This is a genomic window from Kitasatospora sp. NPDC057500, assembly GCF_042802195.1.
GTDB lineage: Bacteria > Actinomycetota > Actinomycetes > Streptomycetales > Streptomycetaceae > Kitasatospora.
Window position 1 is genome coordinate 42,590 of record NZ_JBHVER010000026.1, and the last position, 14,476, is coordinate 57,065.

9 protein-coding genes are annotated in these 14,476 nt (G+C 75.3%); all 9 read right to left on the reverse strand.

Annotated features, from left to right (window positions below; translation table 11 throughout):
• Positions 1-30 precede the first annotated feature (30 nt).
• The 9 genes from ACFU74_RS08805 to ACFU74_RS08845 all read right to left on the reverse strand — a co-directional run bounded on the left by ACFU74_RS08805 (position 31) and on the right by ACFU74_RS08845 (position 14,128).
• Complete coding sequence (locus tag ACFU74_RS08805; protein ID WP_380753936.1) at positions 31-6,234, reverse strand: DUF4157 domain-containing protein; 6,204 nt, start codon at positions 6,232-6,234, stop codon at positions 31-33.
• Positions 6,231-6,545: a hypothetical protein gene (locus ACFU74_RS08810; RefSeq protein WP_380753939.1), complete on the reverse strand. Its 315-nt coding sequence runs from the start codon at positions 6,543-6,545 to the stop codon at positions 6,231-6,233. Before ACFU74_RS08810 ends, ACFU74_RS08805 begins: the two co-directional genes overlap by 4 nt.
• Complete coding sequence (locus ACFU74_RS08815) at positions 6,536-8,488, reverse strand: ATP-binding protein (RefSeq protein ID WP_380753942.1); 1,953 nt, start codon at positions 8,486-8,488, stop codon at positions 6,536-6,538. The genes ACFU74_RS08810 and ACFU74_RS08815 overlap by 10 nt, the downstream gene beginning before the upstream one ends.
• Positions 8,489-8,507: 19 nt before the next feature.
• Positions 8,508-9,776: a DUF4255 domain-containing protein gene (locus tag ACFU74_RS08820; protein WP_380753945.1), complete on the reverse strand. Its 1,269-nt coding sequence runs from the start codon at positions 9,774-9,776 to the stop codon at positions 8,508-8,510.
• Between the two features lie 16 nt (positions 9,777-9,792).
• Positions 9,793-10,503, reverse strand: a complete 711-nt coding sequence (locus ACFU74_RS08825) for a hypothetical protein (RefSeq protein ID WP_380753948.1) — start codon at positions 10,501-10,503, stop codon at positions 9,793-9,795.
• Positions 10,496-11,227 (reverse strand): hypothetical protein, encoded by a 732-nt coding sequence (locus tag ACFU74_RS08830; protein ID WP_380753951.1) that lies wholly within the window; start codon positions 11,225-11,227, stop codon positions 10,496-10,498. Before ACFU74_RS08830 ends, ACFU74_RS08825 begins: the two co-directional genes overlap by 8 nt.
• 10 nt (positions 11,228-11,237) lie before the next feature.
• Entirely contained in the window at positions 11,238-11,762 is a 525-nt protein-coding gene (locus tag ACFU74_RS08835) for a phage tail protein (RefSeq protein WP_344345620.1), read from the reverse strand.
• 7 nt (positions 11,763-11,769) lie between these two features.
• Positions 11,770-13,617: a phage tail sheath family protein gene (locus tag ACFU74_RS08840; RefSeq protein ID WP_380753954.1), complete on the reverse strand. Its 1,848-nt coding sequence runs from the start codon at positions 13,615-13,617 to the stop codon at positions 11,770-11,772.
• A 217-nt stretch (positions 13,618-13,834) separates the two neighbouring features.
• The gene (locus tag ACFU74_RS08845; protein ID WP_380753957.1) at positions 13,835-14,128 is read right to left on the reverse strand and encodes a hypothetical protein; all 294 of its coding nucleotides are present in this window, start codon (positions 14,126-14,128) and stop codon (positions 13,835-13,837) included.
• Between the last annotated feature and the right edge of the window lie 348 nt (positions 14,129-14,476).

Here is a 14,476-nt window from a genome sequence, read left to right on the forward strand (position 1 = left end):
CGGCCTCCCCTTTCCTGTCTGCTCCAGGCCTCAGAGGCCGTAGATGGTGCGGATGTGGTTGCGGATGCGGGCGAACAGGGCGTCCTTTCCGCCCTGGTCGGCGAAGTCGAGTTGGAGCGTCGCGGCCCAGGCCTGGAGGAACGCCACCTCGCGTTCGGCCATGGCGTCGGCCTCGCGCGTGGTGCGCACCTCCCCCTTGCGGGCGGCCTCCCCCCAGGCGTGCTGGACGTAGGCCTGCTTCCACGACTCCACCTTGGCGCGCGCCTCCTCCCGGCTCTCCGCGGTCGCGTTCTTGTCGTTCATCACGGTCCGGACGGCCTTGCGCTCCTTGGCCGGGATGCCCTGGGCCGTGAGGAAGCGGGCCTCGCTGACCCCGGTCATCTTCTGGAGCTCGGCCGGTCGCAGCCCCTCCTGCGCCGCGAGCGCCTGCATCCGCCGGGCGAGCACGGCCGGATCGTCGGTGGTCGACTTCAGCTCCTTGAACTTGAGGGCGAGATCGAGCTGCCGGGCCCCGGCCTGGGCCCCCTTCGGCGCCAGCGGCAGCTTGTTGACGGCTTTGTCCAGGTCGGTCATTCCTGCGGCGACCTGCTTCTTGTCGAACTTGCGGGCGTCCTCCGTCGCGATCTTGTAGGCCATGGCCCGGTAGACCACATCGCCGGGTGCCCGGTTGTGCTCCACGGCGGCCAGGGTGTGCAGGAACACCCGCCTGCTGTCCGGGACGGCGTCCGCGCCCTGCGGCACGGGCCCCCCGCCCAGATCGGCGAGCATCGCGCGGGCGATCCTCTCCTGTTCCGCTCCCGGCATTCCGCTGAACATGCTCGGGTAGTCGTGGGCGAGCCTCTCCTCGGCGCTTCCCTGCGGCGAAACCACCTGATTGCGTGGACTGTTGAACCCCTGTTTGAGTCCCGCGGCGGCGCCGTTCGGGCCCTCCACCCGCTGGTAGCTCCCGTCCGGGAAGGCCCGCTTGCGGAACTGGTTCGCCAGCGACACCGAGTCGATCCGGTCGCCGGTGGAGATCCGCCGGTCCTGGTCGTCGTACCCGATGCGCTCGGTCCGCTCGACGTGCCGGGCCGAGCCCCGGACCTCGTCCGCCACCCGGCGGATGAACTCCAGGAGTTCGGTGCGGTCGAGTTCCACCCCCGCGACGGCGACCTTCTCCGGGTTCAGCAGCGCGCGGACGACGAACCGAGGCAGACCGCTCAGCTCCAGCCCGGTCAGCCGGTACCAGGCGCGCAGCGCCCGCAGCACCGCCCGCAGGACCTGCCGGCGGACCCCCTTGCCGAGCAGCCGTTCCAGCCGGGGCCGCAGGCGGGCCACGATCAGGTCGAGCCGCTGGTCCTTGGCCTGCGGAGAGTTCTCCTGCGCGCGGCGTTCGGCGCGCTGCTGCCGGCGCTTGCGCTGCCAGTCGCGCAGGCGGTCGCGCTGCCGGCGGTAGGCGTCGCGGATCCGGTGGGCGCCGTTGGTGAGGGCACGGCCGAGCCTGCTGCCGAGCAGCCTGCGGCCGAGGGCGCGGGCGGCGCCCCGGACGCGGTTGAGGGCGGCCTTGACGGTCTGCCGGGAGGCGTTGAGCGCGCGGCCGACGGGGGAGGCGGGGCGGCGCCGGGGCGGTGCGGAGGGCTTGGGGCGGGTGACCTCGCGGCGCGGGCGGCCGACGGCGGTCGTAGCGGTGGTGGCGGGGGCCGGGCGCTGCTCGGGGCTGCGGCCGGCGCGCTGGACGGTGTGGCGGGCCGCTCCGGTGCGGTCCGCTCCGGTGCGGGCGGCTGCGCTTCGGGAGTGGCCCGTCCGGCCGGGGGAGGGGCGTCGGCGGAGCGTTCGAGTAGCCCGGCGCAGGCTCGCCCGGGCCTTGTTGACGGCGCTTCCGGCCGCCCTGCGGGCGCCGCGGCCGGCTCTGGCCAGGCCCTTCAGGATCCTCTGGGCGATCCCCTTGAGCCGGGTGCCGACCGCCTTGCCGGCCCCCTTGAGCCGGCTGAGCAGGAAGTTGGAGATGAAGTCCAGCAGCGCGACCACGCCCGCCGCGACCGCGTCGGCGAACAGGCAGGCGGCCGCCCCGGACTTGACCGCCTTGAGGAAGGCGACGAACTTCCCGATCGCGGCGACGATCCTGCTGACGGTGTTCCACGCGGCGACCAGGCCCTGGATGATCGTCATGATCGCGCCCGCGGCCGGCACGATCAGCGACACCAGCTTCTCGACGACGATCGAGACGATGATCCCGGGCAGCGAGGCCACGATCGCCTGCCAGGCCATCCGACCGATCTGCGCCATCGAGACACAGCCCTTGACCAGCACGCTGACCAGGGTGGAGGTCAGCCCGACGACCGACTCGACCTTCTCGTCGAACCACTGCCGCACCGCACTCCTGATCGCACCCCACAGGTGGTTCCGGATGCCGTCGACCGCCGCGGTGCCGAGCTTCTTCAGCCACCCGCCCGGGTCGGAGGCGATGTCGCCGATCAGCACCGCGAACTCACCGAAGACCGCGATCGCCTTCCGCACGAAGTCGATCGCGTCCAGTACGGCCCTGCGGACCGACTCGATCGCGGCCTTCAGCCCCGCCTCAAGCGCGTTCAGCAGCGCGTTCAGCCCGGCCGCCAGCGCGTCGAGCAGCCGGTTGACGGCGCTCTTGAGCCGGTCCGCCCACGCGTTGACCCCGGCGACGGCCTTGTCCCGCCACTCCTCGATCCGCCGGCGGAACCGGTCGCGCAGTTCGGGGAAGGCCGCGAGCAGGACGTCGCAGATCCTGATCAACGCGTCCGCGAGCTTGTTGATCAGGTCGACGGCGAACTTCCGGGCCTGGTCGATCGCCCAGTTCGCGAACGCGCGGAAGCCGTCGATGATGTCGTTGACCAGGCCGCGGAAGAAGTCGAAGACCCTGGTGACCGCCTCGACCAGCGCGTCGAAGGCGGCCTTGACCTTGGACTTGACCCAGCCCCACCAGCCCTCGGACTCCTCCTTCTTGCGGTCCTTCTCCTTCTGCGCCTTCTCCTCGGCCTCCCTCCGCTTGTCCTGGATCTTCTGGTTGTCCTCCTTCCGGCGGTCCTCGACGTCCTGGTCGGCCTCGGTGCGCCTGCGGTCGATCCGGCCGGTCGTGTCCCGGTGCTCCGCGCCCGCGTCCCGGTCCGCGTCGGAGACCTCGCGGTCCTGCTCGGTGCGCCACTGCTCGCGCTCGGCCCGGACGTTCGCCGCCGCCTCGCCGCGCTCGCCCGCCTGGGCCTGGGCGTTGTCGGCCACCGCCCGGTCGATCTCGGCCTGGTTCCGCCGGCGCGCCTCGCTCTCGCCCTGCCGCTGCTCCGCCTGGGCGGAGCCCAGCCGGCCCCGGCCCTGGGCGACCGCGGCCTGGATCTGCGGGCCGCGCTCCTGCTGGGCCACCAGGCCGATGCCGGGCTCGCCGCCGGCCGCGCCGCCGGCACCGGCGCCCCCGGGCCTGCCCCCGCCACCCGGCACGGAGGCGGTGAGGGTCTCCTGCGGCACGTCCGGGTAGATCCGGTCCTCGCCCATCGGCTTGGCGGCGTCCTCCCGGCCGACGCCGAGGATCCGCGCGGAACCCTCCTTGAGCCGCGCCGCCTGCGCGTCGGTCCGCTCCGGGTCGCTCTCCCCGGTCAGTTCGACCCTGGGCGCCCGGCCGACCGTGGTGTTCAGCGCCGGATCGGTTGAGGGCACGCCGTCGACCGCGCCCTGCAGCCGCTGCACCTCCTGCGGCGAGACCTGGCTGCCCGCGTCGTCGGCGACGTGCGGCGCGGCGACCCGGTCCCCGGGGTTGCCGCCCTCGACCTTCCTCCGCTCGACCTCCTGCTGCGCGCCGTCCGCGCCCGGGGGGCCGACCCGCTCCAGCCGCTCGGTGACCGCCGCGGCGGGCGGTGCGGCCTCGGGCGGGCCGGACCGGGCCTGGGTCTGCGGGGCTCCGGAGGGCCTCTGGACGGTCGGCGGGGCGGCTTCCAGCCGGGCGTGCTGCTCGGCGACCGTGCGGTCCACCGACGCGTCCACGCCGTCCAGCGTGGCGGCCATCCGGTCGGGCGGCAGGCTCGCGGCGGTGGCGAGGGCGCTCTGCGGGTCCTGGCCGGAGACGTCGGGCGTGGCGGGGCGCTCCTCCTGCCCGGCGGGGGCGCCCGCGCCGCTTCCGCCGCCGGCCCCGGCCGTGCAGCCGCCGCCGGCGGCGCCGTCCGGCTCCGCCTCGGTGGTGGGCTGCTGCGGGCCCGCGCAGGCGCCGCCGCCGGCCTCCAGGGAGGCGGCCGGGTCGGGGCGGGTGGCGAGCCCGGCCGGGGCGTCGGCCTGCTCGGCGGCCGGGCCGGGGGCGGCGTCGGGTGGTGCGGTTCCGGGGGCGGCGTCCGGGACGCCGGGGGGTCCGCCGAGGTCCTCGCCGCCGACCGGACCCGCCGCGGCGGGGGCGGCGGCGGTGCGCTCCGGGGCGTCCGGTTCGGGCTCCCGTGCCTCCTCGGTGGGGGGCTCCGGCTCCTGGCCCGGCTCCCGGTCCGGCTCCCGGTCCGGTGGTTCCGGGGTGGTGGGTCCGGGCGCCCGGGCACTCCGGTCCTGGGCCGGGTCGGGGCCGATCTCCTGCTCGACCGGACGCTCCGGCTGGAGGTCGCGGCCGTCCCGCTCCTCGGGCTCCTCGCTCCCCTCGGGCTGTGCGGCCTCCTCCGCAGCGGGCGCGGGCCCGGGGGGCGGCGCCGCTTCCTCGTCGGCCCCGGGCCGGCTCTCGCGCTCCTCCTGGACCTTGTCCGCCCTGGTCGCGGGCGGCTCGGGGAACGCCGGTTCGTCGGCGTTCGCGGCGGGCACGCCCTCCGCTGCCGTCGGGATCCGATCGACGGTCGGGACGGCGGACACCTCGGGGTCCGACGAGGGCAGGAAGTCCGCCGGTCCCAGTTGCGGCTCGTCGGCGGCCGACGGCTGCTGCCGGTCCCGCTCCGCGCCGGGGGAGTCGTCGACCTCGGCGTCCGCGCCGGGCTCCAGGCCCAACGGCCGTTCCTCGTCGCGGGCCTGGTCCTGCGGGCCGTCGCCCTCCGCCAGCCCGTGCCGGGTGAGCGGGCTGTCCGGGGCCTGCGCGATCGCGTCCAGGCGCTCGGGCCTGACCGGCGCGGGCTGCGGGGGAGGGACGGCGGCGGGCTCCTGCGGCGTCGTTCCCGCCGAGGGCTGGGCGGCGGTGTCCGGCTGCCCGGCCTCCGGCGCGCCGACGACGGGGGCAGGGGCGGGGGCGGTCGCCCCCGGCTCGGACGCGGGCTGCTCCGCCGGCCGGGCGTCCGACGGTGCCTGCTGCCCGGTCCCGCCCTCCGTGGGCGGTTGCTGCTCCGCGTCCTGGGCCGCGTCCTGCTCCGCGTCCTGGGTCGCGTCCCGGTCCGCGCCCTGCTGCTCGTCCTGCTGCTCGTCCGGCCGGTCCGCCTCCTGGACCGGTGGCCGGGCGTCCTCCTCGTGGACCGGTTCGTCGCCGTCCGGCTCGCGTTCCTGCTCCGGTCGGTCGGCGGCCTCGGTGACCGGCTCGGGCGTCTGCGCGCCGTCCACGTCGGCCGGGCGGTGCTCGGCGGCCTCGACCAGCTCCAGCAGCCGGGCGTGGTCCGAGGAGGGCAGCCGGTCCGCCAGCCGTTCGAGCACGGAGGCCTGCAACTCCGGGGCGAAGCGAGCGAGTTGAAGCCGGACCCGGCCGGAGGAGTCGGTCGGGTCACCACGCAGCGAGCGCAGGATGCCGGCCGCCAACCGGTCGACCAGTGTGGCCGGATCGAGCCGCTCGGTGCGGAACCGGTCGGCGTCGACGGTCGCGTAGCGGAGCCAGCCCGGCGTAGCAGTGGGCGCCGCCGCCGACCGGTCGTCGCGCGCACCGTGCTCGGCCTCCTGTTCGATCGCGTCCTGCGGGAGGCTGACCGCGCCCAGGTCGCGACCGGCCCGCAGCGCGCCGAGCGGGTTCGGGGCCTGGACGGTGTGCAGCAACTCATGGGTGAGCAGCCGCCGGCCGTCCTCGGCGGCCGGCCGGTACTTGCCCTCGCCGAAGAAGACGTCGGGGCCGACGGCGACGGCGTCCGCGCCGATCAGCTCGGTCAGCGCGGCGGAGTCCCGGTCGGTGTGCACCCGGACCCGACCGAGGTCGTGACCGAGCCGCGCCTCCAGCTCCCGGCGCAGGCCGGGATCGAGCGGCTGACCTGCGCCGGAGACGATCTCCTTCGGCTCGGGCGTACGGGCCCTCGGCGTCCGCCCCCGCCGCTTGGCCGCGTCCTGCGCGGACTCCCTACCGGTGGCGATCCGGGTCATGCCCGCCCCCGTTCCGGCGGCCGGCCACCGCCGGACAACCCGACGTGCACGGCCCGGGCGAGCGCCGCCCCGAGCCGCTGCGGAGAGGTGTCCGCCGGCAGCGCCGGCAGCCCGGCGAGCAGGTCCAGCTCCCGGTCACCGCCGTCCGCGAGCGCCACACCGCGCGCCTCGACCAGACGCGCCAGCTCGCCCCGGAACGCCACCACCAGCCGTTCCTGATCGACCCGCGCGAACCCGTCGAGGACCAACTCGCCGATCTCGACCTCGATCCGCCCGCCCCCGGCCTCCCCCTGCCCCTCGGTCAGGTCCATCCGCAGACCTCCGAGGGCGTCAGTGGGCGTTCGAGCTTCAGGTACTCGGTGCGTGCGGCGGCCAGGAGGTGCCGCATCTGCAAGGGGCAGTCCTCGTCGGCGGCCTGGAAGGCGGCGGACAGGGCGATGTTGCGGATCGAGCCGCCGGTCACGGTGAGCTGGGCCAGGCGCTGCGGATCCAGGCCCTGGCTGGGGGTCCGCCCCGGGATGACCCGGCGCCAGATCTCGGCGCGCTCCGGGACACCGGGGAAGGGGAAGTCGACCACGAATCTGATCCGCCGCATGAACGCCGGGTCCAGTGCCTTCTTCATGTTGGTGGTGAGTACCGCCAGGCCCCGGTAGGCCTCCATCCGCATCAGGAGGTAGCTGACCTCCAGGTTGGCGTAGCGGTCGTGGCTGTCCTTGATCTCGCTGCGCTTGCCGAACAGCGCGTCGGCCTCGTCGAACAGCAGCAGGGCGCCGCCGCGTTCGGCCGCGTCGAAGACCCGCCGGAGGTTCTTCTCGGTCTCGCCGATGTACTTGCTGACGACCTGGGAGAGGTCGATGACGAACAGGTCCACCCCGAGCTGCCCGGCGACCACCTCGGCCGCCAGCGTCTTCCCGGTGCCCGACCCGCCGGCGAAGAGCGCGGTGACGCCGAGGCCCCGGCGCAGGACCGACTCGAAGCCCCACTCCTGGTAGACCGTGCCGCGCCGGCGGACGTGGGCGACGATCTCGCGCAGCGTCGAGCGTTGGCGCTCCGCCAGCACCAGGTCCTCCCAGTCGGCGCGCGGCTCGACCCGCCGGCCCAGCTCGTCCAGGGACATCCGGGCCTCCGCCAGTCCGGCGTGCCAGGCCAGCGGGCTGATGTCCCGACCGTCCTCGGCCGCCCGCCGGGCGGCCGTCGCAGCGGAGCGGATCACATGGGCGGGCAGCGAGAACTGCGCGGCCAGTGAGCGGAGTCCGTCCTCGGTGATCCCCGGCTCGCCGTCCAGCGCCGCCGTCCAGATCGCGAGCTGCTCCTCGGGGCCGAGCGGGGGCACGGTCAGCCGGGTGCGGTCCGAGACCCCGGCCGGCGGGGGATCGTCGCCGGAGACGACCAGCGGAACCGCGAGGCTGGCGAGGAAGGACTCGGTGCCGTTCGGAGCCGTCGGGCGGTCGCCGCTCTCCACCAGCAGGGCGGCCGGGACCAGGATCGCCTCGCGCTGCCAGAGCCGGGCGAGCCGCTCGCGCTCGGCGGGGTCGGTGGGCAGGTCCTCGCGGTGCGCGGCGTAGAGGCCGAGGCCGGCGCGGCGGGCCGCCGTCGCCGCGATCTCCCGGCGGGTGCGGCGGTCGGCTCCGGTCAGTTCGACGTGCGGCGGTCCGGCCGGTCCGGCCGGTCCGGCCTCGGTCCACTCGCGCGCCAGCTCGGCCGCGCACCGCTCGTGCGGGCCGGGCAGCTCACCCGGCGGCCCGATCCGGGTGAGCAGCCCGTGCAGCCGCACGTCCAGGTAGGGCACGCCGACCAGGTAGTGCAGCACCCGCTCGTCGATCCGCAGCCGGGCGGTGGTGAGCGCGGTCTCGTCGTCCGGCTCGACCAGCCGGAAGCGGCGCAGCGGGCCGACCGGGGTGAGCGCGCTCCAGTGCGGTCGGTCGAGGGCGGCGAGGGCGAGCGAGAAGGTGGGGTAGGCGCGGCCGGGGTCGCCGCAAGCCGCGGCGCACCGGGCGGCGGCGGTGGGGTCGATCGAGGGGGCGGCCGCCAGCACGAGGATGTCGCGCTCGAACGGGGTGAGCGCGAAGGAGGCGGTGAGCGTGTCCAGGGCGGTGGCGGCGCGCGCGGGCTCACCGGAGGACGGCCGGCCGTCGGTGCGGCCGGCCGCGTGCGCGTCGACCCGTTCGAGCACGGCGGCGACCGCGGCCGACAGCGCCCGCCGGTGCGGCTCGTCCGTCGGACCGTCGCTGCTCCGCCCTCGGCGCGTGCTCATGTCTCCCCCCGTCCTGCGGTCAGTGCGTCAGGTCCACGACGGGCCCGGTGAAGGACCCGTCGGCGGACACCGTCAACTCGCTGGGCACGCCGTCCACCTGGAGCCGGGCCAGGTACGCCGTAGGGCGGACGCCGACGACCGGCACCCGGACCTCGAACGGGTCGCCGCGCGGCCGCCTCGGCGCCGGTACCCGGAACTGGTGGCTCGCCCCGGGCCGCCCGGCGGGCGGGTGCAGCTCGTCCAGCAGCAGCAGGACCTGCTGGTCGTCCCGGAGCGGCAGGTCCAGCCGGACGACCAGCCGGGCCGAGACCCCGGCCGGGCCGTTGCCGCGGTCCGCCGTGCCGATCGGCGCGACGATCCTCGGCTGCCGGGCGAAGGTCTGCGCGTTGGACTCCACCGCGAGGTGGTCGGCGGCGGGCCGGCCGTCCAGCGCCAGTCCGTGCAGCACCTGCACCTGGTACACGCCGGGCGGCAGGTCCTCCGGTACGGCGACCACCAGGCGGTCGTCCCGGACGCCACTTGGTGCGACCGTCACCCGCCGCTCGCCCAGCCGGGCCACGACCAGGTCGGCGCGCAGTCCGGAGCCGTCCACCACCAGCTCGCGGTCCTTGGTCACCGGCCCTTCGACGGGCGCGCCCCGGGACCCGGCCGGCCGGGAGAGCACCCGTTGGACGACCGGTCCCCGGGACGGCACGGCCCGCACGGTGCGCCGCAGCACGGGCTTGCCGGCCACCGGGTCGGTCCTGCCCTCCAGCAGGACGGCGGTGGCCTGGTAGACGACGGACAGCGCGTACGGCGTCTGGAACAGCGTGGTCCACAGCTTGGACATCTCGTCGACGTCCATCGGCGAGGGCGTGAAGCGCACCCGCTGCGGCGAGGCGGCCAGGTCCGTCCCCAGCAGGTACGGCTGGGCGGCCGCCTCGTCGATCAGCTGCCGGGACAGCACCGGCTGTTCGGCCAGCGCCCGGACCACGCAGCCGAGCAGCCGCTGGCCGACCAGCTGGGACTCCTCGCCGTAGCAGCTGATCAGGTAGTGCAGGTCGAGGACGGCGGTCGGCCGGGTCAGCAGGGTGCCGTCCGTCGCGCGGGTGGGCGCGTCGAGGTTGCGCAGCGAGGCGTTGGGCGTGACCTGGTAGAGGAAGACGGTGATGGCCGGGTCGCTCGGCGGCTCGGTCGGCGGTTTGCGGGCGCCGACCTCGACGGCGAACGGGATGTCCGGCGAGAGCGCGCGGGTGATGAGCAGCCGCAGCGCCTCGCTCACGGTCGCGATTGCGAGGTGGTTGCTCATGGGCCCGCCCGTCCGGTCATGAGGGCTCCCGGTCGAGGTACCGGTCGAGGCCGAGGGCCGGGGCCGGTCGGCTCGCCTCCGGTCGGCGCGGGACGGCGGGGGCGCGTTCGGCGGCCCTGACCTCGACCCGCCCGATCTGGACCCGCACCACCCGCTCGACCGGCTGCTGCCGTCGGCGGGCGCGCCCGCCGACGGTGCGGCCCGGGGCGGTCGCCGCGGTGGCCCGCCGTCCGGGCGTCGGCGCAACGGCGGGCCGTGGCGCGGCGGAGGGTGCCCCGGCGGACGGCTCGGGGGCGGCCGTACGGGGCGGTGCGGTGAGGGGTGCCGGGTTGTCGGGCGGTGCGGCCGTCGGACGGGCGGCCGCCGTCCGCACCAGTGGCTCGACGGTCGCCGCGGCGGCGGGGGCGATCGGCGGCGCGACCAGCAGCGGTGTGCGCGGCAGCGGAAGGCCGGGCGCGGCGGCCGGCCGACGGTCGCCGACCGTCACCCGGGGTGCTCCACCGGTCGGGGCCGGAGCCGGTGCCGCCGGCCGGGGGAGCACCCCGGGAGCGGGCGGCCGGCCCGGGACGACCGGCTCATCGCCGACGGCCACCGGCGTCCGCGCCGGCCCGGGCGTCTCGATCCGTTCGAACGGCCCCGGCAGGCGCGGGCGCACCCGTACCCCGGTCCCGGCCCGGTCCGGGACCGGGTCGCCCTTGTTCAGCAGGCGGTCGAAGTGGTCAGGCATCTGCACACAGCTCCAGGTAGTGGCGGCGCCGCAGCGGGGTGAGCGCCAGGATCTCCGTCTCGTTCCAGCCGTAGGCGGTGGCCAGCAGATGGACGTCGAGCAGGGTGGCCCGGGCCCAGTCGTCGAGCTCCTCCCAGAGGTAGGAGGCGATGTCCAGTTCGGCGAGGGCGTGCCCGCCGCACCCGGGGCAGCTGAGGTTCAGCCGGACATCGGCGCAGGGGTCGGCGGCGGAGGCGGCCTCGGCCATCCGCTGCTGGACCGGTTCGGGGAGCTGGCGGGCGGCCACCGGCCGCCCGTCGTGCTCGGCGGTCAGCACGCACCGCTCCAGCAGGACGGCCCTGGCCAGGCCCGCGGGGGCCCGTTCGGCGGCGGCCAGGTCCCCGGGGGTGGCGGGCCGGAAGCCGACCCGCCAGCCGTCCAGCTCCACCCGCAGCGGCCCGGTGGCCGGCGGCGCGGCACCGGTCACCTGTCCGGCGTCGAAGGTGAACTCCATCTCCTCCCGGCAGCCCGGGCAGCCGATCCGCATGGCGAGCCGCTCGCCGAACAACTCGGCGCGCAGTCCGAACAGTTCGGCGTCCCGCTGTCCGAGCGGTACGGCCAGCAGCTCCTCCGCCCCGGCGTCGGGCCGGGCGACGGTGTGCAGCAGCAGTGCCCGCCCGGTGCGGCCGGCCGCCAGTCCGGCCTCCCAGGTGGCCAGCAGTGCGGCCTGTCCGGTGGTTTCCATGGCGCACCGCTCAGGCCGGCTGCTGGAACGACGGTTCTTCCGGCTCGGGCGTCTCCTCGTCCCGCTCCCAGCCCTCCACCTCCAGCTTGAGGCTCTGGATCGCCACCGCGTTGGCGTTGGCGTCCAGTTCGCCGAGCACCTGGTACTCGCTCGGCCAGGCCCGGTACAGCTTGTGGGCGACCGCCACCTGGCCGGCCTCGTTGAGCACCTGGATCACCAGGTCCTTGCGGAAGTCCCGCAGCGAGACCTCGGCCCCGCGGCCCGCGCCGACCATCCAGACCTTGTTGGCCCAGCGGTCGAACTCCGGGTCGTGGGTGACTCCGCGCTCCAGGGTGACCGCCTCGAAGTCGGTGCGCCCCGGCGACTTCCGCGGCGCGCTCGGATCGCCCCCGCTGCGGTGCTTCACCACCTCGGTGGTGCGCTTCAGCGGGCTGACCTTGCTGATTCCGGCGACCACCCGGCCGTCCCAGACGACCAGGAACTTGAAGTTCTTGTACGGATCGAATCGCTGCGGATTAACGGTGAACTCGACCATGGAGATCCTAAACCTCGAACTGTCCGGCGAGCTGCTCGATCTTGACGATCACGAATTCCGCGGGTTTCAGCGGCGCGAATCCGACCACGACGTTCACCACCCCGCGATTGATGTCGTCCTGCGTGGTGGTGTCCTTGTCGCACTTGACGAAATAGGCCGAGCGCGCCGAGGTGCCCTGGAACGCGCCCTGCTGGAACAACGAGTGCAGGAACGCGCCCACGTTCAGCCGGATCTGTGCCCACAGCCGCTCGTCGTTGGGCTCGAACACGACCCACTTGGTGCCCCGGTAGAGGCTCTCCTCCAGCATCAGCGCGAGGCGCCGCACCGGGACGTACTTCCACTGCGAGCCGAGCGCGTCGGCGCCGGCCATGGTCCGGGCGCCCCACGCGACCGGGCCCACCACCGGGAAGGTCCGCAGGCAGTTCACCGCGAGCGGGTTCAGCAGCCCGTTCTCCCGGTCCGTCAGCGGGACGGTCAGCGCCCGCACTCCCGGCAGGACGGCCTCGGTGCCCGCCGGCGCCTTCCACACGCCGCGCTGGGCGTCGGTCCGCGCCATCACCCCGGCGAGGGTGCCCGACGGCGGGAAGGCGCGCAGCCGGCCGGTGAGCGGGTCGACCAGCTCCAGGTGCGGGAAGTAGAGCGCCGCGTGGTCGCTGCGCACCGAGTCGAAGGCGGACAGGCCGGCCCGGGCGGCGTCCAGCGTCGTCCACGCCTGCGGCGGGTCGACGATCAGGAACATCCGCTTCTCCACGCAGAGCGCCTGGGCGGCGGAGACGACCGTGACGGCGTCGTCGATGTCGGGGTAGCCGGCCAGTTCCGGCAGTACCAGCAGATTGACGTCCTGCACGTCGCGCAGGGCCTGGATGCCGGTCTTGGCCGCCTCGCTGCCGATCAGGTCGGTCAGTCCGGGCGCCCCGCCGTCCTGGCCGCCGGTGAGGGCGAGCACCGGCGGGTTGACCGAGCCCTCCAGCCCGAGGTTGTTGGCCGCCTCACCGAGGAAGCGCACCACGTCCGCCGGGTCGGTGGAGCCCGCGACGACCTGGAGCTGCCGGCCGGACACGCTCACCCTGGTGCCCGCGTAGGCCCGCCGGCCCGGGGCGTCGGGCAGGGCGCGCAGCTTGCGCTCCAGCAGCAGGGCGAGTTCGGCGACGGTGGCCGGGGCGGCGCCGTCCACGGCCGGCTCGTGGATCCTGAGGGTCCGCGAGACGTCGCCGATCTTGACCTGGATCTCCTGGGTGAGGTCCGGCAGCGTGGCCGCGAACGGCTTGGAGACGGTGCCCACCGGGTCCGGCCGGCTCTCCGTCAGGACCTTCACCCGTACGACCGCGGAGCCGCCGTTCACCACCGTTTCGGCGAACCGGGGGTCGGCGGCCCGGACCGAGAGGTCCGCGAAGGACTCCCGGACCGCGCCCGAGGTGTCGAACACCTGGAGGTTGAAGGTCTCGGCGGGGGTCGGCGTCCGGTAGTCCACGGCGACCCGCAGCGCCGCGCCCCAGAGCCCCGGCTCGACGGCCGTGACCTGCAGTGCCGGCGTGGCGGTGGAGGTCTGCGTCGAGTCCAGCGTGACGCCCGCGGCGGTGCCGGTGCCGGCCGCCGCGACCCGCACCACGACCCCGATCGAGCCCCCGTTGAGGAAGAACTGCTGGACGGCGTAGCTGACCGGGCTCTGGCTCGCGAGCCCGCCGAAGCGGCGTTCGAAGTCCGCGAAGCTGGTGATGGTGACGGGCTGGTTCAGCGGGCCGCGCCGGGTGGCCCCGACGAAGGCGGTGACCGAGGTGCTCACCGTGGTGATGGTGCGGACACCACTGGGAAGCTCTTCGATGTAGACGCCGGGATAGGTCGGTGTCGTCGGCAATTCCCCCTCCGTTCACTTCGTGCGTCAAGGGTCTGGGAATTGACGGCCCCCGACTTCTTGGTGCGTGGTCGGCAGGGTAAGTTTCATATTCGTCCCGGCCGCCCGTCAACCGGAATTTAAAAGAGTAATTGTATTACCGGAACCCTTGAATCTTATTGCCCGGGGTTGCGGAGCGAAATGGTCCGCAACCCCGCGCCGGTGCCCGGTGTGCGGCCGGTCAGCCGCCTTCGGGCACGTTCCGGTGGTCGGTCGGGGCCGCCGTGGCCCCCGCGGGCGCCGGCGGCCGGTAGGACGGCGGCCGGGCCGCCCCCAGGAACCAGCCCCAGGAAGCGCCGAACCGGTGCTCCAGGTACCGGAACGCCGCGTAGTAGACCGTGCCGAAGCCGGTGACCAGGGCGGCGGTGACGGAGGCGTCGTCCAGCCGGATGCCGAGCCGCGCCCCCTGCACCACGAGGAACGCGACGACGTACGGCACGCACGTGCGCCACAGCGAGAGGGTGAGTTGGTACATGCGGTCCTCCTCGGCCGACGCCGGCCGGACCGGGTCGGCGAGTTGATGCCGGGTATGCCGCCGACCTGCTGCCCGCCGCAACCGCCGGGTACACCCCGTCCGCGCCCGTCCGTGCCCGCCCCGCGGAACCTCCGCCCGCCGGCCCCGGCGGAGCGGGCCGTCCGCACACCCCCGATGCGCCCCGTCGGGGTGCCGCACTGCCGTTGCCGCGCCCGCCGCCCGCCGTCCCCCGGGTCCGCCGCCCCGCCGACCCGGCGCGCGGAACGGCGTGCGGAATCGAGCCGGAGGCCCCGCCCCGGCCCGCGCGCCCCCCGTGCACCGGCGTCGGCGGGCGACACGCCGCTGCCC

Bases quoted from the DNA above. Each gene is read 5' to 3' on its own strand.
- ACFU74_RS08830 (WP_380753951.1), bottom strand. From the start codon at position 11,227: ATGGAAACCACCGGACAGGCCGCACTGCTGGCCACCTGGGAGGCCGGA.
- ACFU74_RS08835 (WP_344345620.1), bottom strand. From the start codon at position 11,762: ATGGTCGAGTTCACCGTTAATCCGCAGCGATTCGATCCGTACAAGAAC.
- ACFU74_RS08815 (WP_380753942.1), bottom strand. From the start codon at position 8,488: ATGAGCACGCGCCGAGGGCGGAGCAGCGACGGTCCGACGGACGAGCCG.
- ACFU74_RS08820 (WP_380753945.1), bottom strand. From the start codon at position 9,776: ATGAGCAACCACCTCGCAATCGCGACCGTGAGCGAGGCGCTGCGGCTG.
- ACFU74_RS08845 (WP_380753957.1), bottom strand. From the start codon at position 14,128: ATGTACCAACTCACCCTCTCGCTGTGGCGCACGTGCGTGCCGTACGTC.
- ACFU74_RS08810 (WP_380753939.1), bottom strand. From the start codon at position 6,545: ATGGACCTGACCGAGGGGCAGGGGGAGGCCGGGGGCGGGCGGATCGAG.
- ACFU74_RS08805 (WP_380753936.1), bottom strand. From the start codon at position 6,234: ATGACCCGGATCGCCACCGGTAGGGAGTCCGCGCAGGACGCGGCCAAG.
- ACFU74_RS08825 (WP_380753948.1), bottom strand. From the start codon at position 10,503: ATGCCTGACCACTTCGACCGCCTGCTGAACAAGGGCGACCCGGTCCCG.